The sequence below is a fragment of the Scytonema sp. NUACC21 genome (genome assembly GCF_054684315.1).
In genome coordinates this window covers 125,906-150,817 of the sequence record NZ_BAAFZH010000089.1, presented here as the reverse complement: position 1 = coordinate 150,817, position 24,912 = coordinate 125,906, and the positions used below count along the sequence as shown (strand labels likewise).

18 protein-coding genes and 1 pseudogene are annotated in these 24,912 nt (G+C 41.7%); 12 read left to right on the top strand and 7 right to left on the bottom strand.

Annotated elements, in window-relative coordinates; genetic code table 11:
• Positions 1 to 108: 108 nt before the first annotated feature.
• From ACYRY3_RS23690 to ACYRY3_RS23675, 4 genes are all read left to right on the top strand, one after another.
• On the top strand, positions 109 to 2,451 hold the full coding sequence (locus ACYRY3_RS23690; protein ID WP_460204083.1) for a hypothetical protein: 2,343 nt from the start codon (positions 109 to 111) through the stop codon (positions 2,449 to 2,451).
• Positions 2,452 to 2,520: 69 nt separating this feature from the next.
• Positions 2,521 to 3,423, top strand: coding sequence for a CHAT domain-containing protein (locus ACYRY3_RS23685; protein WP_460204082.1), 903 nt, complete (start codon positions 2,521 to 2,523; stop codon positions 3,421 to 3,423).
• Between the two features lie 276 nt (positions 3,424 to 3,699).
• The gene (locus ACYRY3_RS23680) at positions 3,700 to 5,085 is read left to right on the top strand and encodes an AAA family ATPase (RefSeq protein ID WP_460204081.1); all 1,386 of its coding nucleotides are present in this window, start codon (positions 3,700 to 3,702) and stop codon (positions 5,083 to 5,085) included.
• Positions 5,072 to 6,394, top strand: coding sequence for a hypothetical protein (locus ACYRY3_RS23675; protein WP_460204080.1), 1,323 nt, complete (start codon positions 5,072 to 5,074; stop codon positions 6,392 to 6,394). The genes ACYRY3_RS23680 and ACYRY3_RS23675 overlap by 14 nt, the downstream gene beginning before the upstream one ends.
• 72 nt (positions 6,395 to 6,466) lie before the next feature.
• Here the strand turns inward: ACYRY3_RS23675 and ACYRY3_RS23670 are convergent, their stop codons facing one another.
• Positions 6,467 to 6,877: a VOC family protein gene (locus ACYRY3_RS23670; RefSeq protein WP_460204079.1), complete on the bottom strand. Its 411-nt coding sequence runs from the start codon at positions 6,875 to 6,877 to the stop codon at positions 6,467 to 6,469.
• Between the two features lie 274 nt (positions 6,878 to 7,151).
• Entirely contained in the window at positions 7,152 to 7,382 is a 231-nt protein-coding gene (locus ACYRY3_RS23665) for a hypothetical protein (RefSeq protein WP_460204078.1), read from the bottom strand.
• Between ACYRY3_RS23665 and ACYRY3_RS23660 the strand changes: the two genes are divergently transcribed.
• A complete protein-coding gene (locus ACYRY3_RS23660) occupies positions 7,381 to 7,845 on the top strand; it encodes a hypothetical protein (RefSeq protein WP_460204098.1) in 465 nt (154 codons plus the stop codon). The two genes, ACYRY3_RS23665 and ACYRY3_RS23660, sit on opposite strands and share 2 nt — an antisense overlap.
• 70 nt (positions 7,846 to 7,915) lie before the next feature.
• Here the strand turns inward: ACYRY3_RS23660 and ACYRY3_RS23655 are convergent, their stop codons facing one another.
• Together ACYRY3_RS23655 and ACYRY3_RS23650 are read right to left on the bottom strand one after the other, a co-directional pair.
• The gene (locus tag ACYRY3_RS23655) at positions 7,916 to 8,188 is read right to left on the bottom strand and encodes a ferredoxin-thioredoxin reductase variable chain (protein WP_460204077.1); all 273 of its coding nucleotides are present in this window, start codon (positions 8,186 to 8,188) and stop codon (positions 7,916 to 7,918) included.
• 306 nt (positions 8,189 to 8,494) lie between these two features.
• Entirely contained in the window at positions 8,495 to 10,438 is a 1,944-nt protein-coding gene (locus tag ACYRY3_RS23650; RefSeq protein WP_460204076.1) for a protein phosphatase 2C domain-containing protein, read from the bottom strand.
• Between the two features lie 344 nt (positions 10,439 to 10,782).
• On the opposite strand from ACYRY3_RS23650, the gene ACYRY3_RS23645 reads away from it, so the two are divergent.
• Positions 10,783 to 11,217 carry an NfeD family protein gene (locus ACYRY3_RS23645; protein ID WP_460204075.1) on the top strand — a complete coding sequence of 145 codons (435 nt, stop codon included), beginning with the start codon at positions 10,783 to 10,785 and terminating at the stop codon, positions 11,215 to 11,217.
• Positions 11,218 to 11,244: 27 nt separating this feature from the next.
• Positions 11,245 to 12,252 (top strand): SPFH domain-containing protein, encoded by a 1,008-nt coding sequence (locus ACYRY3_RS23640; protein ID WP_460204074.1) that lies wholly within the window; start codon positions 11,245 to 11,247, stop codon positions 12,250 to 12,252.
• Positions 12,253 to 12,294: 42 nt separating this feature from the next.
• Here the strand turns inward: ACYRY3_RS23640 and ACYRY3_RS23635 are convergent, their stop codons facing one another.
• Complete coding sequence (locus tag ACYRY3_RS23635; RefSeq protein ID WP_460204073.1) at positions 12,295 to 12,693, bottom strand: Fur family transcriptional regulator; 399 nt, start codon at positions 12,691 to 12,693, stop codon at positions 12,295 to 12,297.
• A gap of 233 nt (positions 12,694 to 12,926) precedes the next feature.
• On the opposite strand from ACYRY3_RS23635, the gene purS reads away from it, so the two are divergent.
• The 4 genes from purS (at position 12,927) to ACYRY3_RS23615 (ending at position 20,905) form a co-directional block, all read left to right on the top strand.
• A complete protein-coding gene (gene purS, locus ACYRY3_RS23630) occupies positions 12,927 to 13,205 on the top strand; it encodes a phosphoribosylformylglycinamidine synthase subunit PurS (RefSeq protein WP_460204072.1) in 279 nt (92 codons plus the stop codon).
• Between the two features lie 94 nt (positions 13,206 to 13,299).
• Complete coding sequence (purQ, locus tag ACYRY3_RS23625; RefSeq protein WP_460204071.1) at positions 13,300 to 13,974, top strand: phosphoribosylformylglycinamidine synthase subunit PurQ; 675 nt, start codon at positions 13,300 to 13,302, stop codon at positions 13,972 to 13,974.
• 201 nt (positions 13,975 to 14,175) lie between these two features.
• Positions 14,176 to 17,187, top strand: a complete 3,012-nt coding sequence (locus tag ACYRY3_RS23620) for a hypothetical protein (RefSeq protein ID WP_460204070.1) — start codon at positions 14,176 to 14,178, stop codon at positions 17,185 to 17,187.
• A 94-nt stretch (positions 17,188 to 17,281) separates the two neighbouring features.
• Positions 17,282 to 20,905 carry a helicase-related protein gene (locus ACYRY3_RS23615; RefSeq protein ID WP_460204069.1) on the top strand — a complete coding sequence of 1,208 codons (3,624 nt, stop codon included), beginning with the start codon at positions 17,282 to 17,284 and terminating at the stop codon, positions 20,903 to 20,905.
• 2 nt (positions 20,906 to 20,907) lie between these two features.
• Here the strand turns inward: ACYRY3_RS23615 and ACYRY3_RS23610 are convergent, their stop codons facing one another.
• Together ACYRY3_RS23610 and ACYRY3_RS23605 are read right to left on the bottom strand one after the other, a co-directional pair.
• A complete protein-coding gene (locus tag ACYRY3_RS23610; RefSeq protein ID WP_460204068.1) occupies positions 20,908 to 21,660 on the bottom strand; it encodes a class I SAM-dependent methyltransferase in 753 nt (250 codons plus the stop codon).
• A 48-nt stretch (positions 21,661 to 21,708) separates the two neighbouring features.
• Positions 21,709 to 23,286: a metallophosphoesterase family protein gene (locus ACYRY3_RS23605; protein WP_460204067.1), complete on the bottom strand. Its 1,578-nt coding sequence runs from the start codon at positions 23,284 to 23,286 to the stop codon at positions 21,709 to 21,711.
• Positions 23,287 to 23,430: 144 nt separating this feature from the next.
• On the opposite strand from ACYRY3_RS23605, the pseudogene ACYRY3_RS23600 reads away from it, so the two are divergent.
• Positions 23,431 to 24,813, top strand: a pseudogene (locus ACYRY3_RS23600) (R3H domain-containing nucleic acid-binding protein); the annotation flags it as partial.
• Between the last annotated feature and the right edge of the window lie 99 nt (positions 24,814 to 24,912).

Here is a 24,912-nt window from a genome sequence, read left to right as displayed (position 1 = left end):
GATATAACAATCCGGTTGGAGCGAACTGTTGAAAGCTCCCAGTAACAATTCCAGGGGTTCATCTACTAATTGCTAAAGACCAGTTAAAGAAGTGGAGGAATCGTCGCCGTGAGTGAGTTTGATAATCTGTTACCTGAAGATGCGGAATATGTATTAAATTTACCCGATCACTTAGCTATGAGTGGTATGGCAGATGAGTTATGTGAGTTGCTGATTGAGTTTGAGTTTCTTGAGTATAAGATTTTTGCTTCTAAAACACAGCCACTGATTAAAGATTACGCTCTGATTGACCAGCTTCAAAACAGCAGTTACCTGAATAGCTTGAAATTGATTCAGGAATCCATTCAGTTATCGGCTGAAATTATAGACGAGGATGACACACAACTGGCTGGACAACTACTGGGAAGGCTACTCTTCAATCAGTCTGCCAGAATTCAAAAGTTGCTCAAGCAAGCGAAACCATCTGCTAAGATGCCCTGGCTTCGTCCACTGACTGCTAGCTTGACACCACCAGGGGGACCGCTGCTTCGTACCTTAACCGGACATCGAGATTGGATTCGTGCGATTGCAGTTACTTCAGATGGGCAACTGGCAGTTTCTGCTTCAGATGATGGTGATTTGAAGGTTTGGAATCTAACAACTGGTGCAGAATGGGTAACACTGACAGGGCATACCTCTACGGTCAAAGATGTGGCGATAACCCCAGATGGAGAAAAAGCTGTATCTGCTTCATTTGACGGTACTTTAAGAGTTTGGGACTTACAAACGGGGCAATTGCTTCATACCCTCACAAGTAACGTAGGTGCGTTCAGAGCCGTAGCGGTCACTTTGGATGGGCGACAGGCGATCGCAGCTTGTAGAGAATTAAGGAAGAGCCATATCCTGCAAGGATGGGATTTACAAACAGGGCAACTTCTCTACACACTGGAAGGACATCCTCAACCAATCAATGCAGTAGCCGTTACTCTGGATGGGAAGCAGGTAATTTCAGCATCAGATGACTGTACCTTAAAAGTTTGGGACTTACAGAAATACTCGATTCTACATACGTTTGCAGGACATAACGATCGGGTAATAGATGTTGCGATCTCAGCAGATGGGAAATATGTTATCTCTGCTTCTCTCGACAAGACCATAAAACTTTGGGATATCCGTACAGGTATAGAGCTTTCTAGCTGGACTATCCCTCCTTTTGTTGAGTCGGTGGCAATTACCCCAGACGGACAAAAGGTAATCGCTGCTATGAATTGGATTTTGAAGGTCTGGGACTTACCTACAGGCAAAGAACTAAGTACGCTGAAAGGTCACGCCGGACCCGTCTTTGCGGTAACAGCTACTCCAGATGGACAACGGGTAGTTTCTGGAGCGTTTGATGCCACGTTGAAAGTCTGGGATTTACGAAGAGAACCTCAGACAAGCTCTCTGGCAGGACATCAGGACTGGGTCAGAGACATAACTATAACTCCGAATGGAAAACAAGCAATTTCTGCCTCAGACGATGATACATTGAAAGTTTGGGATTTACAGACAGGTAAGGAATTGTATATTCTAACAGGGCATACAAATCATGTCTCAACAGTCATCGTTACACCAGATGGCAAGCAGGTAATCTCTGGTTCAGATGACTGTACGCTGAAAGTTTGGGAGATACATACAGGTAAAGAATTGCACGCACTAACTGGACATACGGACATTGTTCGGGCGATCGCTGTTATCCCAAATCAGCCAAAGATTATTTCTGCTTCCTATGACAAAACCTTGAAAGTTTGGGATTTAGCTACTGGCAGGGAGTTAATGACTCTCACAGGTCATACTTTCGCCATCCGAGACGTTGCGGCTACCCCAGACGGGCAGCGGGCAATTTCCGCCTCTTTCGATAATACGTTAAGAGTTTGGGATTTACAAACAGGCAGGTCAATGCATACTCTGACTGGACATACCAACGAAGTTCGAGCCGTAGCAGTTACTATAGATGGACAACAGGCAATCTCTGCCTCAAATGACAGTACGCTAAAGATTTGGGATTTACAAACTGGTAAGGCATTGCACACCTTAACTGGACACACTAACTATGTACGATCTGTCATCGTAACTCCCGATGGACACCGGGCAATTTCAGCTTCGGCAGATGCTAAGGTGAAGGTTTGGGATTTGATAACAGGGGAAACATTGTATACCTTAGCGGGTCATACTGCCTGGGTAAGAACCGTAGTATTAATGCCAGATGGTCGAAGAGTTGTTTCAACTTCTTGGGATCACAGCCTCGCAGTTTGGGATTTAGAACAAGGAGATGCCATCGCCTGTTTCACAGGTGAAAGCCGAATGTTGACCTGTGCTGTGACACCTGATGGGGCAACGATTGTAGCTGGTGAAGAATCAGGACAAGTACATTTCTTGCGATTGGAGAATTTAGATAGTCTGGGAGAGCGATCGCCCCACTCAATCCCATGAACCTTATTGTATAAATTTAAGGATGCATAGCATTTTATGGTCTAAAATAAAATTAAAAAGTTCTGAGAAATGGCAAACCCTAATAACCTCAACGAAATTATTCAACGCATCCTCAACGGAACTCAAACTGATTCCGACGTTGAAGTTTTGCGTCAGTGGTTAAATAGTGGTGGTATTCAAAATCTGCAAGTGGGGAAATATAACGTCAACATCGGACAGGGACAAGATATTCATGTTGGAGATCGTACCTACCAAGGACTTGATGCACAAGCCATTCGAGAAGTGGCTCGTTTTGTAATTCAAGGTTCTGACGCCGCAGATATTCGAGAAGTTGTTCGCTCTATCCTGAAAGACGAGTTTCCTAACGTGGCTCAAACAGATAATCTTCAAAGTAGTTCGCGTAAAACAATTTTAGTGCTGGCTTCCAACCCCACCAATCAAGCACGCCTACGTCTAGACAGCGAAGTGCGAGAAATAGATGAGGGTTTGCGAAGAGCACAGCAGCGAGAAAAGTTTACTTTGCAGCAACGATGGGCAGTTCGTCCTGATGACCTACGTCGTGCTCTACTAGATTTTAATCCTCAGATTGTTCACTTTTGCGGGCATGGTTCGGGTGAAGATGGATTAATTTTACAAGATGATGCTAGCACTGCACAACTCGTTTCAACTCGTGCCTTAGCCAACTTATTCAAACGATTTGCCGAGCGAGGGCTTGAATGTGTTGTTCTCAACGCTTGCTATTCGGAAGTTCAAGCCAATGCGATCGCCGAACACGTAGATTATGTAATCGGTATGAGTAGCCAAATTGGAGATGATGCCGCGATTAAGTTTGCAGTTGGCTTTTATGATGAACTAGGGGCGGGTTGGTCGTATGAAGATGCTTATAACGGTGGCTGTGATGCGATCGCACTACAAGGAATCCCAGAGGAACATACCCCAGTCTTTAAAAATTTAAAAAAAAAGTCCAGTTAAAGACAACAAATCGAGTTGATGACTTAGTGCAACAAGTGCGTGCCCATCTCCAGGACAACATCCAAAGCCTGCACGGTACGATGCCACTTTGGGGAATAGACCATTGGGTACCTTTGGGGGATTTATAAATCATTCTGTCAGTGCGTAAGTTCTAAGTAGCCAGCATCTTTTGGGAACTGAGAAACTTGAGATAAATCGTAAACGCAAAGAAGCTTAAGAAAAACTTAAGTATATAAGCTATTTTATTGTGTAAAATAGAACAAAAACTTCCAACAGATGACAAACCCTAATGACATCAACAGCATTATCAATCGTATTATCAGTAGCGAACATACTGAGGCAGATATAGCGGTTTTGCGAGAGGTACTTTCTTCAACCAATACTCCAGCAACAACACAACTCGGCAAATACAATATCAACATTGGGCAAGGACAAGGCGTACAGATAGGCGATCGCACCTACTTGGAACTCAACAATGAAGCAATGCAGGCACTCATCCGTGCCATCCAAAAGCCACCAACAGTTCGCAGTCAGTTTCAATCGTTAATTACTGACAAAACCGAAGACTTTGTTGGACGTGAATATGTGTTTCATGCCATCCAAACCTTTGTCGAAGAAAACCCCAAGGGCTATTTCACAATTATTGGCGATCCTGGGATGGGCAAAAGTGCGATTTTGGCAAAGTACGTACAGGATACTGATTGTATTGCACATTTTAACGTCCAGTTGCAGGGTCCCAACCGCGCCGACCAATTTCTAGAAAGTGTTTGCAAGCAACTGGTTGAGCGTTACCAACTCCCTTATGACCCCTTGCCATCAAATGCCACACGAGATGGGGAATTTCTATCTCAGTTATTGGACGAGGTTGCTCAAAAAAGGAATGGTAAACCCGCAGTCATTGCTATTGATGCTCTCGATGAGGTTGACTCAGCTAGCTATAGGGATGCGAACATTTTGTACCTCCCACCTCACTTGCCTGATGGAGTGTACTTTATTATGACAAGGCGACGGGGTGTAGAGGTACCATTCACAACTTACGCACCTCAAGAACTTTTGAGTTTGCTGGATTACCAAGTAGATAGCCAGCGTGATGTACGTGTATATATCCAAAATCGGGTGAACCGCAGTGAGAAACTGCGTCATCAAATTCATGAGCGCCAGGAAACTATTGTTGTTTTCACTAATAAAATTGTTGAGAGAAGTGAGAACAATTTTATGTACTTGCGCTATGTGTTACTAGACCTTGAAAAGGGTTTATACAAGGACTTGAGTTTGGAAAGTTTCCCTCAAGGTCTGCAAGGCTACTATGAATTTCATTGGCGGCGTATGGGGATGACTGCTAACCCGTTACCCGATGCCAAAATCAAGATTGTTTACATTTTAGGAGAAGTAAAACAACCTGTTGCCCGCCAGCAAATTTGTGACTTCTCTGGGGAAGATACCCGCATAGTGCAGACTGTGTTGAATGAGTGGGAACAGTTTTTGCACGAGTTGCTTAAAGACGAACAAAAACGCTATAGCGTCTACCATGCTAGTTTTCGAGATTTTCTCCATAGAAAAGATATTTTGGAGAAAACTGGGCTAACAATTCCAGGGATTCATCGACTAATTGCCAAAGACCAGCTAAATAAATGGAAGAATCGTCGTCGTGAGTCAGTTTGATAATTTGTTACCTGAAGATGCAGAATATGTATTAAATTTACCTTATCACTTAGCTATGAGTGGGATGGCAGATGAGTTGTGTGATTTGCTGATTGAGTTTGAGTTTCTTGAAAATAAAATTCGATTTGTAGGACCAGAACCACTTATCGAAGATTATGATTTTGCTACCAATTTTCATATCCAGTTTTCTGAGGAAACAAAACTTAGTTTCCAGTTAATCCAAGAAGCAATTCGCTTATCTGCTCACATATTATCCGAAGACGCAACACAACTGGCAGCGCAATTACTGGGACGGTTAATGTTACACAGTAGCTCTATTAATATTCAAAAACTACTGAAGTTAGCTCAAAAATACCAAGACACACCTTGGCTGCGCCCCCTAGTTGCCAACTTAATACAACCCAAACGTGCTTTACGACGTATTCTTACAGGGCATACAAACTCAGTATATGCAGTAGTTATTAGCCCAGACGGAAAACAAGCAGTATCAGCCTCAGACGATAAAACCCTAAAAATTTGGAATTTAGCTACAGGCGAAGTAGAAAAAACTCTTACAGGACATAAATACTGCATAAGGACAGTAGCTATCACTCCAGATGGAAAACTCGTGGTATCCGCTTCATTAGATAAAACTTTAAAAGTTTGGGACTTAGTTCAAGCAAGAGAAATTTACACTCTTAGAGGGCATACAAACTCGATTACAGCAATAGCTATTACTCCTGACGGGAAACAAGTAGTATCCGCGTCACAAGATAACACCCTGAAAGTTTGGAATTTACTTACAGGACAAGCAATTTATAATCTTAAGGGACATAATAAGTCGGTTACAGCAGTAGCCATATCTGCTTCTAAAGATAAGACTGTAAGAATATGGGATTTAGCTACAGGAGAAGAAATTTACAGTCTAATTGGGCATAATTCTTTAGTTTATGCACTCACTATTTCCCCAGATGGAAAACAAGTGATATCAGCTTCATGGGATAAAACTTTAAAAGTGTGGAATTTAATCACAGGTAAAGAGATTCAAACACTGACAGGACATACTGGTGGTGTAACTGCGGTAGCAATTACACCAGATGGAAAACAGGTAGTATCTACTTCATTAGATAAAACTTTAAAAATTTGGAATTTAGCCACAGGAAACGAAATTTGTAATTTATTTGGAGATAGTCGTTTCAATTGCTCTGCTATTACACCAGATGGGTTAACAATTGTTGCGGGTGACTGTTTAGGAATAGTACATTTTTTGCGATTAGAAGCTATGGATAAGTTTTTAAAGAGCAATCTCATCAAGGAACAATTTTTATAATTTTTAACTCAAACATAGAACAATACAGTTCAGTTAAGATTAATGTGTAAGAAAGCGGCTTTGCATTTATTCTTAAGGTAAATTTGGCATATGAACAAATTCTAGTTTGATTCCATCAGGATCGGCAAAGTAAAAAGCATAGTAGCCAGGAGCATAGTGGTTGTATTCTGCGGGTGCATCCAAGATTGTACCGCCCATATCTAAAACGAGTTGATATAGTTTATCGACTTGCTCTCGACTTTCGGCGTTAAAGGCAAGATGATGCAACCCAGGGGAGTAGCGATCGTGAATTTTGTTAGGAGAGTCCGGACGGCTGTTGTAAATGAGAATAGCCCCCGCGCTTTGTTGCCACCACATGATGAATTCTTCGTTCTTTTCTACTTGCTGGTACCCCACGAACTGTAAAATTTGGTCGTAAAATGGCTCGGATTTAGACCGATCGCTTACGGTCAAGGATAAGTGGTTAATTGTACCCAATGTCATAGTAGCTTTGAGTAATTGTTTGTACTGAGTTTATATTAGTATTTTTGTTCTCTCATGAAAAGCCGCTTGTTAACCCATAACACGGTAGGTACTACTGTACATTTGAATCCATTCCCAACGCTGACCGCGTGACCCCACCTGAAGTCGTTGCTTTCAGTTTAACTATGCTTGCTACAACACCCAGTGGTAATGCTTATACCTTTGCAGAGTACGAACAAATGTTTGGGAATGCTGGCTTTCATCAAAGCGAGCTTTACTCGTTACAGTTGATAATCTACATTATTAACCGACGATTGCCATACCATTGACTTAAATCCCGCTCAATTCCTTCAAGAATGGCGATCGCATCTATTATGGATTTTGCATCACTCGCCAAATTAGCAAATACTGACTCAACCCGTTGTTGATAGTTCTGCGGGCATAGTGCGAAGTTGTTGGCAATTGCCACCGCGCCTTTCTCATTCAATAGATACTCTTCATTGAGTGCAAATAATACCTGATTCATACAGGCTACGCAGGCAGAACTCCTCCTGCAACCTGCTTTTAGTCGCGTGGTCGATAATATTCGCAAGTTGCTTGATGTATCGTCTTGGACAGGAACTTATCAAGATGTCTTGATATGGCCTACTAGCACTACCGATGAGACTAAAGCTATAGTGACTAAGCTCCTGCAAGACCTGGAAGCTGCAACACCAGAGCAAGCATTGGAAATTAGAGAAACTCTCTCCCGTCTACCAATGCCCCATCCAGGATATCATTTGTGTCTGCAGCGTCAAGAGCAACAAGTCAGTATTGATTTGTGGGATTTATGTTACCAAGTTTGTTTTCGTGACTACATACCAGGGTATGAGAAAGTAGAGATCGATACTAGTTTAATTGATGAACTTGGTGAAGTGGACTGGCAGCGTTTAGACGCTAAAGCTAAAGAGTTGGTCGAACAGGCGTTTGCACGGTTACCAGACAATTAAGATAGGAGCGGGTTTCCTAACCCGCCCCTAGTGACACTGTCTTTATCCCCTTAATGAAGTGGAGGGGAGATCAAATTACCTCTAACTCGCTTTCACGTAGGTGTGCTTTAAATTTTTTATTAAACTGGACGTAGATTGGCAAGTTAGCGCTAACAGGTCTACCTTGCCACTCATTGATAATAGCCAAAACTTCACCTTCGGTGCCTTTGATGTCAAAAGCTTTACCGCGATTTTCGGGATGATGGTAAACTATGACGGATTCTGTTACGCGGACGCGATCGCCAATTTTCATACCTTCTTTCACACCTTGCTTCTGTATTTCCACCAATGTTTCCACAGCCATTCCTCACTGAAATTGCTTTTTTGAAAAATAGACTGCTTGCAAAATCTTTGCTTCGGACTCAGTCTTCACAGACACGCTGTTTAACGTATCTGTTGCTACCAGACAAACAAAGCCTGCCTGTGCAGGCTTAAGTGTTATGGGTTAGCACCCAATCTCACCTTCTTTTCTTAGAGGAGAAGAGAAGGTGAACGTTTTTTGGGCAATATTCTAGTCCTCCCTCAGTACCTTAGCAAGAGGTCTAATCTCTCTTATCTTCACATAACATTGCCACTCTTCAAAGCACTCTCCCCAACCACTTCTGTCCCCTTAATCTTGAGGAGGACACAACTGCTTTAAGTCTTGGGGAAGTTTGCTGCACGCTTGCTGGAAAGTTTGAGGGCTCAGTTGCCACCAAGCAAATAAACCTATACCAGCACCGCCCAGCAGCAAAGCCAAAAATCCTCCAAAAAACCACAGCCATCTTAAAGAACGGCGATGCTGGTTTTTAGCGGGGACTTTAGTCGGATTTTGCCGATTCTTTGCAGGTGGGGCTTCTGTTGTATCTAACTCTAAAAGTGCCTGAGCACTTGCTGCTAACTCCGGTTCTTCTTCTTGTTGCGTTTGTTCTATTTGTACCGGTGGTAGCGATCGCGTTACAGGTACCAAAGAAACTGGGGAGACACGACAAAGAGTAATAACCACTGATATATTGTCATGTGCATTTTTTTGATTTGCCAAATCAATCCACGCGGCGACAGCATCCTCTAGGGAAAGTTCGCCGCTCAAGACTGGTAAAGCAAATTCTCGCCAAGAGTGTTCTACCCAGTCATTGTCACTCAAACCATCAGAACACAGCAGCAGTAAACCATCCTCTTCCAAAATAAATCGCTGAATCAGGGGACGGAGAAACTCTCCATCTTTTGTTCCCAGGGCTTGGGTGAGGGCTGTAGCATCTGGGCGTTGTAAGGCTGGACGATAAAAACTGCGGGCATAGCGTACTTCCCGCGCTGCAACATCATCATCTACTGTCAGTAGCTGACAATAATTGCGAGTTATCCAATAGGCACGGCTGTCACCGACACTAGCTAAGTAAAGTTCGTGGGCATTTTTAAATTGCTGAGTTGGAGTTTGGACGCTTTGGGGTAGTTGTACTGCCATCACAACAGTTGTACCCATCCGTTGGGTTCCTTCGCGATTTTGCTCGTTGTTAGAACTGCAAATGACGTTATTCACAATTCGCAAAATGGCTTCGAGTTGTTTTTGGAGTAAATCCGGCGTTACGATTTCTGTTTGTTGTGTCGCCTCAGCTACTAAAGCGCGGATTTGTAACTTCAAAGACTGCACTGCCAATTGGCTGGCTACCTCGCCACCTTCATGCCCGCCAATTCCATCACAAACAATTGATACTTGAGGTAGTAAAGAATCATCTGGGTCTGTAGAATCAGTAGGGTAGCAAGCATCTTCATTCTGTTGCAGTTGTACTGAACCAATATCTGTTGCCCCTGCTACCTGTAAGCTCAATGGCAATTCTGCTGCTGATGATAGTAGTAAGGTATTGAGTTGAGAGCTTATAACCTCTAAATCTTCTTCCCCACTACACAGCTGCTGCACAATTTTTTCTAGTTCTTTTGCTACTTGACTTTTTGCAGTCGCTACCCAAGGTTGCCAGCATTCTCCCAATTGTTTTAGAGATGCACCGCGTGTTTCTACAAGTTGCAGCAATCGCACGCACCAACCTTGTACTCGCAAGTTATACGGAACAAGCAAACTCCCTGCAACTCTCAGTTCTGCCAGAGGTGTCCATAGTTGGAGAATTTGCCACAGCCAATAAACTTGTCTGACACCTTTTGCCTGTTCCCAAGCATCCTCTATTGTTGGGTAAAGATTACCAGTTTCATCTATGGGCCCATTCTCCAACAAGAAAATAGGTTTCCCATCTCTCATAGGTGAGTACACAAAACCATAGACTTGCGGCAGATGCAAGCGCTGATGATATAACCTTAGGTAGGGAGTAATGAATTCTGGTATATCTTCAGGTGTATCTGGCGATCGCCCAGGTAGAGTCTCCAACCAAATTTGAGGTGTAATAATCTCATACCTGTCAGCTACTATTTCTCCTGGCTGAAGTTCAGTGGTTGATAAACCAGTTGCCCAAAGGTAGCGGTACACGATGGGAGTTTGACAACTTGCACAAACACTATCCCCTACAGAATTCATGGGGTCGCTACAGCCTGGATTTGTGCAATAAATTATTCGCTGAGTAGAAAGCATGAAAATGTTTGGTAGTTAGTAGGTTGGGTTGAGTCACGAAACCCGACATTTAATCAAATTGTTGGATTTCTTTATAAAACATCTCTGATGCCAAATTACAGATAACAAATTAAAACGTTAAAATAGAATTGGATGCTATGCCTATAGTGAAACAGTGTAAAAACATCATTACTAAAAGTCATAAAATTTTACTGCAAAAAGCAGTTAGCGGTTAGTTAAAAAGTTGTGAACTTAAGAAAGCTAATAGCTGATAGCTAAAATCCTTTCTGGAAATAGTTAACGCGTGAATGTATCTAATCATAAAAATGCGTTGACGGCTTAATGTCTTCTTACTGGATGGCTCTATGCCAAGTACTACCTTAATCTGGCTGTTAGCAGGTGCAGTTCTGTGTTTAACGGAACTGTTTCTGCCGACGGCTTTTGTTGCCTTCTTAATGGGTATAAGCGCCTTTGTGGTGGCGCTGCTATCTCAAGTTGTTTTGGGCAAGTTATGGCTGCAAGGCGTGGTTTGGTTGTTGCTTTCCACATTTCTAGTCTTACTCTCCCGTCGATTTGTAACATTACCACGACGCAAGTCAAAAATTCAGCATGCAATCATAGCTGAAACTTTAACTGAGATTCCACCTGGGAAAACAGGACGAGTCCTCTACGAGGGAAATTCTTGGCGGGCAAGGTGTGACGATGAAAAACTCAGCATAGCACCCAATCAAAGAGTTTATGTCACGAGGCGGGAAGGCACGACTTTATTCGTGATGCCAGAAAACTTACTGCACTCGTAAGACATTTTAAAATTTAGGAAACATACAATGGAACAGTTCTTTTTACTTGTATTTTTAGCTTTAGGTGGTTCTGCCTTAGCAGGTTCTGTAAAAGTCATTAATCAGGGTAATGAAGCCTTAGTCGAACGGTTAGGAAGCTATAACAAAAAGTTAGAACCAGGGCTTAACTTTATCGTTCCCGTTGCCGATAGGGTCGTCTTCCATGAAACTATCCGGGAAAAAGTGATAGACATTCCCCCACAACAGTGCATCACTCGTGACAACGTGACAATTACCGTCGATGCGGTGGTGTACTGGCGTATTGTTGATATGGAGAAATCTTACTACAAAGTAGAAAATCTCCGAATGGCAATGGAGAATTTGGTACTCACTCAAATTCGTGCGGAGATGGGTAAATTGGAGCTAGATGAAACCTTTACTGCCCGCGCTCAAGTGAACGAAACTTTGTTGCATGAATTGGATGAGGCGACCGATCCTTGGGGTGTGAAAGTCACGCGGGTGGAACTGCGGGATATTGTCCCTTCTCAAGCAGTCCGGGAGTCAATGGAACTACAAATGTCAGCAGAACGTCGCAAACGGGCAGCGATTTTAACTTCTGAGGGGGAAAGGGAATCAGCGGTTAATAGCGCTAGAGGTAAAGCTGATGCCCAAATTTTGGATGCAGAAGCCCGTCAAAAATCACTCGTTATGCAGGCTGAAGCCGAACAAAAGGCGATTGTTCTTAAGGCACAAGCTGAACGGCAGCAGCAAGTTCTGAAAGCGCAAGCTATTGCTGAATCGGCAGAAATCCTTGCCGAAAAAATCAAGACAAACCCAAACGCCCACCAGGCTTTGGAAGTGTTGTTTGCCTTAGGTTACCTGGATATGGGTGCAACAATTGGTAAGAGCGATAGCAGTAAGGTCATGTTTATGGACCCCCGCACAATCCCTGCTACCTTGGAGGGGATACGCTCAATTGTTGCTGATGGTCAAACTGGAGACAACTCAATGCCGAGCATGGGATTACCTCCAGTGAAGAATAAGCACGCTGCCTAGGAGGGGAGACAGGGGACATTGTTTGTTGTCCCCTTGTCTGTTTTATTCCCCTGCCGCTTGTCCCATCTGGCATTGGCTGCACAAACCGAAAAACTCCAGGGTATGGTAAAAAATTTTAAACTTATGTGAATCTTGCAATTGGCTTTCTAAGTCATGCACTGGGCATTGATCGATCGGAATGGATGCGCCGCATTGCAAGCAAGTCAGGTGGTGTTTGTCTTGCTGCGCCAAGCTGTAAAGCGCTTCACCGTTACCTAATGTCCGCACTTGTACCATGCCTTCAAGTTTTAAGGCTTCTAGGGAGCGATAAACTGTCGCCAAACCCATACTTTGGTTGCGATTACGTAATTCTACATAGATATCCTGAGCGGATATGCCCTGTTTAATAGTCTTAAGTAAGTTTAGAATACGCTCTTGGCTGCGGGTCCGAATGGCTCTCATAGACAACATAATTTAGATATTCCGTATTTACACAAGGATTTTTTATACTATTACCTTGGCTATTTTCTAGCTTACTTCTAAATACTCGGGATTTTGTCGCTCGCTTGCATCAAGAATTTTTAAATTATTACCTTGGCTGGGTTTTAGGCTAACTCCTAAGACTTAGAAACTTGGAGTGCCTGAGTTGCAACAAAAGGATGTAGTATAACAATCGCAGTATCTAGCAAAAGCCAGTGCAAAGGAAGTATCAAGCTAAAATTTATGTGACACTTCGTCCTTCAGTCCTAGATCCTGCTGGTGTAGCAGTTCGTTCTGGACTGAAAAAGCTAGGATATCACAATGTCGAGCAGGTCAGGATCGGTAAATATATTGAAATGACTCTCACTGCGCCTGATGAAACCACAGCCCGCCAAGATTTGGATCGGATGTGTGACCAAATGCTGGCGAATCCTGTGATTGAAAACTACCGCTTTGATTTGATTGAAGTCGAATCACAGTCGGGTGTCTATTAAGGTGACTGGTGGGTGGGAAGTGGTTAATTTTTTTGAGCCACCAACCACTCACTACTAACTACTAACTCCTAACTCCTAACTCCTAACTCCTAACATGAAATTTGGTGTAATTGTTTTTCCTGGTTCTAATTGCGATCGCGATGTCGCTTATGTAACAAGAGACTTGTTGCAGCAGCCAACTCGCATGGTTTGGCATCAAGAAACAGATATTTCTGATTTGGATATTATCATTATACCCGGTGGATTTAGCTATGGGGATTACCTGCGCTGTGGTGCTATTGCGCGGTTTTCTCCTGTGATGCAACAGGTTGTAGAACACGCCCGTCAGGGTAAACCAGTTCTCGGTATTTGTAACGGTTTCCAGGTATTAACTGAGGCAGGGCTGTTACCGGGGGCTTTGGTGAGAAATCAAGACCTGCATTTTGTTTGCGATCGCGTGCCCGTAAAAGTTGAGCGTACAGACCTTCCTTGGACGCAAAACTATAAAACTGGCGAAATTCTTACATTACCAATTGCCCACGGAGAAGGGCGATTTTACGCTGATGACAAGACCCTATCAGAGATAGAAGATAACGGTCAAGTCTTGTTCCGTTACGAGGTAGGCAACCCCAATGGCTCCCGCAACAACATTGCTGGGATTTGCAATTCTACAGGTAACGTGTTGGGGATGATGCCCCACCCGGAAAGAGCATCTGACCCCATGCTGGGTAACAGTGATGGGTTGAAGTTATTCCAGGGGTTGCTGGAGAAGGTGGCAGCGTTGGTGTAGGTAGATTGGGCAACGGATGACCAGATATAGCGGCTTGATTGTTTGTAAGGGATTACAAGGAATCAAAATGTTATATTTGCTACATCAAACGTTGCCAGTCAAATTTCAATAAAAGCTCTGATGTCAGTACAAAAATAACGATTTATACTAAGTACTCAACTGACAAGCCGTAGGTGTAGATAACGGCTAGGAGCTAATCAAGTGAATATTCTAGACATCGGTAAAGATTTAGTTTACTTAGACTATTCGGATTTATTACAAAAAATTTTACACACTTTACACAAGCAGCAAATCTTTAAAATTTCTGATGATAGAAACCGCTTGAGGATTGATATTGACACTGTGGCAAATCAGGTTGCTGCTTTAGAGGTAGAAAACCCTTTAGGCGCATCTAGTAATAGTGTACGTTCTGCCACGATTAATATCAGTCCTGGTTCCCAGGAACGCTTTCACAAGCAAATTCAAGAAATAAGAGATTCTGTTAAGCAGTCCCTGCAGTCCGTGCTAGGAAATAGTTCTTCAATTCAAGAATTTGTAACCAATTTAGTAACAGATTTAGAGAATTTTAAAGGAGAAAAACATGACTTAGGCTTTACCTACCCTTTCAAACCCTTTGAAAATTTGCAAAAGCAGAGATTAACTTTTAATAACAAAACTGCTGGCAGTAGGGAGATTTTAAAATTCCATAAGCTGACGATCGCGGTACAAAACATTCATGCCTTTAAAACACAGCTAGAGCAAGGTTTAGAAAACTATATTAATGTCAATTTTTCCGGTGCAACCGCAGAACAGAGAGAAGACTTAAGTTATGTTCTTGAAGATTTAGAAAATGATGAAAAATCGGATTTGTATGAACTTCAAAAGATTGTAGATAAAGAGACTCTTGGGAAATTAAAAAAACAGGCACAGATAAATTATTTAGAATTTCTCTTAGAAAATATTAATACCGATACAAGCCAGCGAAATTCTGAGGGTGCTATTTATCTACAAGATTTTATCAGAAGGCTCAAACTGATAGAAGAATATATTAATAGTACTACCAAGGCTGATGGCGATTTCTTGGTAAACTACGGTAAAGCTCAAATCAATTACAGGGATTCCTTTGCTCGTGGCGAAGCTTTTAATATCCTGCCAATTATTCCTATCATAGAGGGTTATTTAGGAGAGATTAAAAATGAAACCCAGGGACAAATTCAATTTGTCTTTGGTGTCAAGTTGAAATTGGATGGCAAAGCTCAAGCTCATGGAGGTAGGAATTCGTTTCAACATCACCTCAATCTACTAGATCCAGATAGCAAAGAACACAAAGAAGAGTTGGCAAATGAATCTAGAAGAGAATTATTTGCTCGCAGGGTTTTAAACATAGCATTTTTGTACTTCTTTTTGTTTGCATCTCGTAATAATCCTGAAAGGGAAAATTATAATTTAAATGCTGAATTAGAATACGACCCAATTGCTGGGTTTGAAAAAAATATCCTGCCTATCTTAAAAAATTCAGATGATGCAGAAAAAAAAGAGTTATTTCGGAAGATAGTGAAAGGTTTCAAAACCTATAAAGTGCAAACAAAAATTAATCGTATTAAGGAGTCATTGGACAATCTTTTAAAACGCAAGATGACTTTTCCTACACGAGAATATCCGCTCCATATTTCTGTTAAAAATGGCATTGTAGAGGATAATCTTGAAAAGATTTTTACTCGGCATACATTTTTTAAGCAAGTCTTGAGAGCTAACTCTAAAGAAGTCTTGAAATACATATCTATTGGAGAAGCGAAAGCACAGACAAGTACTTTGTGTACTTTGTCGGCAAAAATCACTATTAGCGACATTCACTTTTTTACTACGGAAGACCGGGAAACCTTTAGTATGGAGTACGATATTAAAGGTATCCGTACCTTACCCTTACTATTTGCTCCTTTGAACGATTTAGGAAACGGATATCGTGCTATTTACGATCAAAACTTTAGCGATCGCAAACTGATATTGTTTCTCTATAGCCAAAAAGGAAATAATCTAGAACCTCCTCAGGCTTTTACTTATAGATTTACCTTTTGCTTGCTTGCCTATATTTGTCTTTGGGTTTTGTTAGAAAAGCAAAGTTGGTTGTTTATTCCAATTTTACGACTGCATTTACACAAAAAGCAAGACAACGCACCTTTAGAAAAATTTATAGCTTCTTTGTCAGGAGTCTTATCTCATCTACTTAATGAAAAACATCGTTCCAATGCACAAGGCATTGATATTAGAGACTTCTCTAGTAAAGGAAGAATTTTAAAATTGCCCAACACTTTGAGCTCGTTGTACTCAGTATTGCCTAAAAAATTTCGTTTTCAAAATTCCTCCTATTATCCGGAATTAGACAAGCTTGCTATTGTAATTGTTTCCAGTCGTGAAAGCGATAGCAAATGGTCTGGTTCTAAAAAAATATCGAATTTAATGGGAGAGATTGTAGGTTTACAATTACAAGATAGCGCTGTTAGGATACAGCTAATCAAAACATTCTCTGAAAACTACGATAATCAAAGAATGTTTACATATCCCAGTGTTGTTATTGAGGGAGTTGCAAAACTTTATAAAAAAGGATACAGGCATTTTGTCTATATTGCTAAAGCTCCCTATACAAGTACATTGCATATGACTCAGGGTGAGGATAATGATGGACTATTTTTTATGTCAAAAGAAGTTATAAAGGCTTTAAAAGCCGAACACAATGACATAAAACTATACCCAATATTCTTTGATAAATACTATGCAATTAAGTTAGAAAAAGTAGATGTTTCTTTGTATATTCAAGACACGATAGAACTCACAAATTTAGTAGAAGACCCCAGCAAACAATCCCTTGTGTTTTTTAACTTATTTAATGGGGTTAGTGTACCGGGAGAGGAAAAAAAATATAACGGAGTTATTTCTTATGCTACTTTGTTAAATATCTATAAAGGCATTCTCGATGATGAAGACATCCGTAAAGGTTTAATGTATGAAGGACCTTTGAAAAGCAATATTTTGCAGTATTTGACACTATTTCACTTCTCACGATATCAAAAGTCCGATCGCATCATTCATCTCAAGCTAGATCCTTATGAAAACCTTATTGGGGATGACTCTGTTGGCAAACTTTCCTTGCTTAACCATATGAAAGGCAAAGGCGAATTCAACTCCTTGGCTTTTTTAACTTATGTTCGGAACGTACTGAATGTAGCGCAATCGTAACATCTGTTTCCTCAGTTGTAGGGTAGGCACTGCCCACCCTATAAGGAGATATAGATATCGGTGGGAAATGTTCACCCTAGGAAGAGATGTAGCAATGAAATCAAAGATAGCAGAAGATTTGGGGCGTTTGTTTGAAGTTGGTTTTAATATTGGAATTTTATCTTATATTGAAAACTACCAAATAAAACATCGATTTGGAAACTTATATCGTCACGAATTACAACAGCTAAAGTTCCCTAAAATGCGGCAGCGACTCGTAGATAAAGTTATCAGCACTTTAGAAAGAGAAATGGCTGATAACTGGGGAACATTTTTTCTACAAAAAGGATTTTTAAGTGGCTTAAATTTTTTTCGAGAATATATCAATTCTACGGGTTGTAACGAACCTCATAAGCTAAGACATCTAGAAATTTTATATTATCAATGCAAGTTTAGTGGTGACAACAGCATCGGCACATACAATGGAAAAGATGACGTTCAATGGTTTAGAGAAATTTTATCACAATTGGGCAATATCGATAATGTTTCGGAGTACATTGGGCGTTATAAACAAAAGGGTGATTTTCTCAATGCAGACGCCTTGCTGCTGCTGCAATACAGAAGACAGTACCGCATTCTATGTGTTGATTTATCAGTTTTTTCTATTCAATCAGATGCAGATATCGCCAATATAGATTATATAGAAATTATCCGCAGATTATTAGTCCGAGATATTAGCTATTTACGCTCGAAAAGTGTTTTTTCCAAGCTTTGTATTGATACTGAATCGTTAGATTTAGAATTATCAGAAAACTTAAAGAGCTATTTTACGGCTTTTAAATATAGGGATAAAGAAAGTGCCAAATTAATTCAGGCTGCTGGTTATGCCCATAGCTTCTATGAATTTCTTCGGGACACTGCTATTCTCCCAAATACAGCATCATTGATAGTCAATGCGGTAGGATATAGCGATCGCGGATTAAATGCTATATCTATCTGTCAGGAAAATTTAGATGTTCTGAAAACCTGTTATCAAATTTACAAACATGACTCAAGCTCTAAAGAGATTTCCGAAGCACGCAAGCTGGTTTTAAACCGAATTAAACGCAGCGCCTATGCCAGTTTTGAGTCTGGTAGAAAATTTGTGGATGCACTATTAAATATTCCTCCAGACACGATAACTCCCATACCTCCTCACACAGAGAAGCTCACTGGTTTTTTTAACTCTGTTGCTCAGATCCCTTCAGAACTCGTGCATCAGCTAGGATTAACTGGAAGTATGGATCTGCGACAAGCTCATGCCGAACTCATTAAAAAAGCACTGTTTTCTCAAAATACCTATCTCTTTTTAACCGGAAATCCTGGAATTGGTAAAACCACGGCAATTGTCGAGTTTCTCAAAAATCATATAGATGATGGTTTTTTGTTCTTTTACGTCAGTCCCAGAAAACAGGTTAACCTGGACGTTATCGAGAAATTTAAAGATAAAGAAACGGGAAAATTGTGCGATGACCGACTATTAGCCCTAAATACTCACAGCAACCTCATCACAGATAATTATGGACGGTACACGGTTCAATACACTTGCAATCGACGTCAGGATTTCTTGAAAGGTTCTCCTGTCGAATTTCTTGATAGTGCGGCAATGGAGCAAACTAAACGTCGTTCCAATAAACTAAACAGAACGTCTGATGATGTTATTCAATACAGCAGGCACAAGAGCAGAGGTGTTTTAAATAGCATTTGCGAAGCAATAGCAACTATTATAGAATATCAACATTCAAATAATATTATAGCTACTACTTCTATCCAGTCTTTAAAGAAAACCGAGGTAGGGGATACTTTAAAGTATTTTGAAAAAATATTTAGAAACGCTTACAACGAAAGAGACAATATTGTTTTTCCTGAGAAGATGCTAGCAATTTCTCAGAGAATTAAGCACTTGTTTATCATGATAGATGAGATAACGGGTGATGATGGCGGAGTTGAGTTTTTAGAGGGAATTCACAAGATCTTATTTAACCAGTATAAATTAATGAATTTCCAGTATGGTTTTAACACTAAGGTTATTGTTGCTGATGCTTCCATTGTAGATAAAAATGTTATCAACCAACACCTTGCTGACACTTCACCAGAACCAGATAAAATATATTTTCGTCGTGCTCTGAATTCAGGTCAGCCTCTTTCTGTTGAATCCTTAGAGTTTAAAGGGTTGCCAGCTACTATTATCAATGCGAATTCTTACCCAGCTAAAAGTTTATCCATCACTTACAAAGTATTCATTCAGTCTTGTCAATTTAGTAATGATGTTCGTTTAAAGCAAAAATCCGATCTAGAAGAACTTCTCAGAGAAGAGATTTTAAAGGATATCGAGTCTCTTTTAAAGCGTTCAGACGTTAACCAATTGATAGTTTACATTCAAAACAAGCGCCGATTGGCAGAACTCATTAAGATAATTAGAAACCATCGGGGTACGTTTGAAAAATTCAGAGATTACCTAGAAATTCATTCCGATATCTCTGAGGAAGAAAAGCAGGAAATTCAAAAATTCCAAAACCAAGTCCAAGTCGTTTTTATGACTGCTTCTGGAAGTCGCGGTCTATCTTTTCCCAAAACCAAACATATTCTGGTAGAAATTCCTAAGTTTCAAATTGAGAAAAACTTGATGGAAGTTATTCAGGTTATTTATAGAGGTCGCGGTGATAATAAGATTGATAACGAGGATAAAGAATTATGGTTTTATTTAGCAGAAAAGTCAGTTTATTATCAAGACGAGCGGCTTTTGTCTTCCCAAGAAAGTGCTCTAAGTCTGTTAAATATCTTATTAATTTTAAAAGCTTCTCTCATGACCAGAATTTTTGGCTCTGGTTCTATAGGTCGAGAAAATTTTATCATTATTCCCATAGGTGGGAAGTCTGTGTTTGCTGCTGGTGAAACATTTTCTTCTCAAATGGCAAATCTCATTAGCCAATTAAAAAAAGAACATCATAGAAACCCAGGCGATCCTCTACCAGAAATGGTATTCAAAAATTTAGAGCAGTTGTTAAGTCAGGCAGAATTTGTTGTTAGAAATACAACTGAGTCTAATTATCTGGCTTTGCGTAAGTCTTTCAACCAGAAGTTTTCACAAATGTGTAACACCCTTGACAAGCTACTGGATTATGGCAAAGTTGAACCGGGATACATTAGTGGTAGTCTGTTGGTCGTGCCTATTGGTAACAATACATTGGAAGAAACTTATCAAATGCGTCTGGTGGATATAGCAAACTATGCTAACGAGGCTCTATGGCAAAATATGCTGGAAATCAGCCGTCGTAAATCTTATCCAGAGAGTTTACGCTCTGCAATCAAGGATGCTATAGAATTAGTCAAACAACTTAGGAATGGGGTGAATAAAACACAGCGATTTGAGCAGAAAAGCCAACGTTCGGATCGGTATTATGCTTTGCCTTTGTTTGCATTTATTAGCGGTGAGGCGATGAGTCAATATTTTGCCAATGAGCCAGAGGAACCAGAAGACCAACGTTTCCGCGATATTCTTGCTACATATATTCGCACCCTCTATCCTGTGGGCAATATTCTGCCTATCGGACATAACTATAAAGATTTTCCTTTCGTTGTCTTTAGAAGTTACAGCCTGGAGGAAATTAGGCAGAAGATTTTTACAGACAAGTATTTGTTAAGTTCTCATGAGTTGAATGTTCTAAATTTGATTCTGTCTCAGGAAAGGGGGGCTTGATATTAAATTGGCTTCTCAAATATCATGAGATGCTGTTGAGGCAAAAAGTTTTTGGTTTCACGCCAAGCCAAACCAACAGCTTGCATTTCTTTTTTGACTTGTTTCTGAGTCATTTTATGCAAAGCTTTAATCATGATGAAGGGATTTTCGCCTCGGTACTCAACAAGCACAACCCGACCACCTGGTTTAAGTGCCCGAACAATTCCTTGCATCATCTCTCTGGGGTATTCAAATTCGTGATATGCATCCACCATCAAAGCAAGGTTAATACTTTCTGGTGGTAAGTTGGGGTCAGTCAAAGTAGCCAAAATAGGCTCAACGTTGGTAATATTTTTCTCCTGTTTGAAGAAGTTAATAATTTCCAGCATTTCTGGCTGAATATCCACAGCCATGACTTTCCCTGATGGAAGTAGGGAAGCCATGCGAAAACTCATGTAACCGGTACCCGCCCCAATATCCGCTACAACATCATTCTTGTTGAGGTTGAGGGCTTCTACGACTTTGCTTGGCTGTTCTTCCTTCTCTCGGGTTGGTCTTTCCAGCCAACCAGCCCCCGTATGCCCCATGACTTTGGCTATCTCGCGCCCCATATAGAATTTACCAATTCCATCCGGGCTGTGAAGACGCCGTTGTTCGTAAACAACCGAGGATGGAGAATCCGCGATCGCTGTACTATTTAATCCAAGCACTAAATAGCATACTATTACTATAGTAATTGCAATTAATTGTAAAAAGCTATACTTTGGTTTTGTCATTTGTCACTGGTCATTTGTCATTTGTACTTCCCCAAGTATCCCTAATCCCTACGCCCCGATAACAAAGGGTTCTAAATCGCGATTGTACCACTCACCTTGGAAGCGTTCAGCAACAAATGGTCTGACAATAAACTTGGCTGGGGAACCATCTCGAACATCAATTCGCACGAATGAGTAAGGAAGACGTTTTTGAGTATCGTATCCGTTGCGACCAATAAAAAGAAGTGAATCAGCAATTTTACGATGGGAACTCCCTGTCATATCCTCAAAAGTTTCCATCAATTCCGATCCTTCCTCCCGCTGGCGGCGGGGACGGCGACCGCTGCCACCAGAAACGATGCAGTTGATATGAGAGTCAGCAAATCCGGTGTCAGTTGTACGGAGATACTCCAAACAATGGGCGTGACCGTTCAAAATCAAATCCACTATCGGACGCCCTTGAGTCAAAGAACCAAGGGTATCAGCTACAGCTTCAAACACCCAACGCAGGCGGCGGCGAACTGCTAAAGTTTGTGCTTGGTGCCACTTACTTGCCTCAGTGACGTAGGGCGGATGGTGAAAATAGATCACCCGTCCGCGCACATCTTTATGATTCCAAGATTCAATTAACCTTTTTTCAAGCCAGTTTAGTTGTTCCAAATCTACAGGCGGTGCTTTGTGCGATTCAAGTTGTTTTTCAATATCAATTTTTACTTCATCAATTTGGTATAACTTGCCTTTGAGGGCATCAAGTTGTTCGGCTTCTTCAGGAATATCTAGATTGAGGTTAGAACAAGCTTCTAGAATTTGCATTTCCTCTTCTTCTATTTCGTGACGGCGCTTTTCTAATTCACGACGTTCTTTATCGCCTTCCTTTGTTGTGGGGAGTGGGGAGGGCGCATTGAAAGTGTTGGAGTCGAGGGCGAAGAAGTCAATTCCGCCATAACGAAATGTGTAATATCGGTTGGGTAAGCGGGTAAATCGCCCTGGTTCGTAACGCAAACAGTAACCTGTCTCGGTTTTTGCTGTGTAATGGCTGTCTAAATGTTTTTCTAGCTGTTCCCCTGGAGTCAGCCGCTTGAGATAGTCAAGAAACGCCCTTGCATATGCGTCACCTTGGTAGGAACCATGCCAGCCAATCTCTATATCTTTGTAACGCAGTAAGCGACGCAGTGGTAGTGTACTTCCTGCTAACAAGCGGGGCATCAACGGCACATCATAGTAATCGTGATTGCCAAGTACTGGCAGGATTGGTGTGTTAAACACCATACTGTCATAGGAAATACGTTTGGGGTTCTCCCCTCCTACAAGAAATTCCCGATAGGGTTCGATAAAATTTTGCGGGTAATACTCACGGGAACCTACAACATAAATAACATCACCAGTGTGGAGAACAAAACGACATTCCTGGCGCTGAGTTATCATTAACTCTGCAATTTGCCGTTGGGGATGGTACCCGTAATATGATTTAGATCCGGTATCACCTATAACCATAAAGGAAAATTCCGGATTATCCGAGTTCCCGTCATCTAAGACCATGCTGGTTTGGTCGATCCCCCGTTTAACGAGACTCGGATGCAGCCACCGCACCCGTTCCTTCATTTTTTGAATTTTTACCGGAATCGGTGGGTCAAATATAAATTTCATTGTCAATTGCTCTCTGATACTGGGGTTCTTGGTTTGTCGTTTCTTTTTCTTTTGTATCCTGATTTTGATGAATCAGCTGTAATTGTGTTGGGTTTCGCTATCGCTCAACCCAACCTACGACAAATGACAAATGACCAATGACCAATGACCAATGACGGAAAATCGATTCTCATGCTAGGACGCCCAGGAGTGGGCAAAACAACAGCCTTACGGGAGATTGCTCGTGTTCTGGCTGATGAACTGAATAAGCGAGTGGTCATTATCGACACATCCAACGAAATAGCAGGTGATGGTGACGTTGCTCACCCGGCCATTGGGCGATCCCGACGGATGCAAGTGGCTCACCCAGAACTTCAACATCAAGTGATGATTGAAGCGGTGGAAAACCATATGCCAGAAGTGATTGTGATTGATGAAATTGGTACGGAACTGGAAGCCCTAGCAGCCCGTACTATAGCCGAACGAGGCGTCCAGTTGGTCGGTACCGCTCATGGTAACCAAATTGAAAATTTGATCAAAAACCCGACCCTTTCAGACTTGGTTGGTGGAATTCAGGCTGTGACACTGGGAGACGATGAGGCGAGACGGCGGGGCACTCAAAAAACTGTTTTGGAACGAAAAGCCCCTCCAACTTTTGAAATTGCTGTAGAAATGTTGGAACGGCAGCGCTGGGTGGTACACGAGAGTGTAGCAGACACAGTGGATACTCTTTTGCGGGGGCGTCAACCCAACCCGCAAGTACGAACTGTTGATGAAAACGGCAAGGTGGTTGTTACCCGCCAAGTCATCCCCCTCAACAGTCGCGCCCACACAGCCCCAGGGGAGGAAACCTTTGCTCCCCCAGCAAGAAATTCCAATGGCTGGCGTGCAACCGGGCAAATGCTCCCACTACCTTCACTGGTTGGTGAAAAGCAAAACGGTTCAGGGCAAAGTGAGTTTGACCGCTTGCTGGATGAATCGTTAAATCAATTTGATGGTTTCGAGCTTGACGATCGTAGATATGCCGGACCTAATGGCGAAGATTTGCCCCTGCACATATACCCTTATGGAGTCAGTCGCAGCCAGTTAGATCAGGTCATTCAAGTGCTTTCTTTGCCAGTGGTATTGACAAAAGACATCGATAGTGCAGATTCAATATTGGCATTGCGATCGCACGTCAAAAACCATGCCAAATTGAGGCAATTGGCAAAAGCTCGGCAAATACCAATCCATATGATCAAAGCTAGCACCATACCGCAAATTACCAGAGGTTTGCGGCGCTTGCTCAATCTTGACGATCCCGACATCGGCGACGAGCGCGAAATGCAACTCTTTCTTCACAGCGCTAGCGATGATGAGATTGACGCTTTAGAAGAAGCAAGACTTGCTGTAGAGCAGATTGTCATACCCAAGGGACAACCAGTAGAATTATTACCCCGTTCTGCCTCGGTACGCAAAATGCAGCACGAGTTGGTAGAACACTATCGCCTGAAGTCTGATAGCTTTGGGGAAGAACCAAATCGGCGTCTGCGTATTTACCCGGCTTAATCTCATTTTCTGTAGGGTGGGCACTGCCCACCAATACCTCAAATAACCCTTTGCTAGATGTATATTATGAATTTGGGATGGTAGTGCGGAACGGTAGTA

Excerpts from the sequence above, each read along its gene's own strand:
- ACYRY3_RS23635 (WP_460204073.1), bottom strand. The coding sequence starts at position 12,693 with ATGAGAGCCATTCGGACCCGCAGCCAAGAGCGTATTCTAAACTTACTT.
- ACYRY3_RS23610 (WP_460204068.1), bottom strand. The coding sequence starts at position 21,660 with ATGACAAAACCAAAGTATAGCTTTTTACAATTAATTGCAATTACTATA.
- ACYRY3_RS23655 (WP_460204077.1), bottom strand. The coding sequence starts at position 8,188 with ATGGCTGTGGAAACATTGGTGGAAATACAGAAGCAAGGTGTGAAAGAA.
- ACYRY3_RS23640 (WP_460204074.1), top strand. The coding sequence starts at position 11,245 with ATGGAACAGTTCTTTTTACTTGTATTTTTAGCTTTAGGTGGTTCTGCC.
- ACYRY3_RS23670 (WP_460204079.1), bottom strand. The coding sequence starts at position 6,877 with ATGACATTGGGTACAATTAACCACTTATCCTTGACCGTAAGCGATCGG.
- ACYRY3_RS23680 (WP_460204081.1), top strand. The coding sequence starts at position 3,700 with ATGACAAACCCTAATGACATCAACAGCATTATCAATCGTATTATCAGT.
- ACYRY3_RS23615 (WP_460204069.1), top strand. The coding sequence starts at position 17,282 with ATGAAATCAAAGATAGCAGAAGATTTGGGGCGTTTGTTTGAAGTTGGT.
- purQ (WP_460204071.1), top strand. The coding sequence starts at position 13,300 with ATGAAATTTGGTGTAATTGTTTTTCCTGGTTCTAATTGCGATCGCGAT.
- ACYRY3_RS23605 (WP_460204067.1), bottom strand. The coding sequence starts at position 23,286 with ATGAAATTTATATTTGACCCACCGATTCCGGTAAAAATTCAAAAAATG.
- ACYRY3_RS23650 (WP_460204076.1), bottom strand. The coding sequence starts at position 10,438 with ATGCTTTCTACTCAGCGAATAATTTATTGCACAAATCCAGGCTGTAGC.
- ACYRY3_RS23685 (WP_460204082.1), top strand. The coding sequence starts at position 2,521 with ATGGCAAACCCTAATAACCTCAACGAAATTATTCAACGCATCCTCAAC.
- ACYRY3_RS23665 (WP_460204078.1), bottom strand. The coding sequence starts at position 7,382 with ATGAATCAGGTATTATTTGCACTCAATGAAGAGTATCTATTGAATGAG.
- ACYRY3_RS23645 (WP_460204075.1), top strand. The coding sequence starts at position 10,783 with ATGCCAAGTACTACCTTAATCTGGCTGTTAGCAGGTGCAGTTCTGTGT.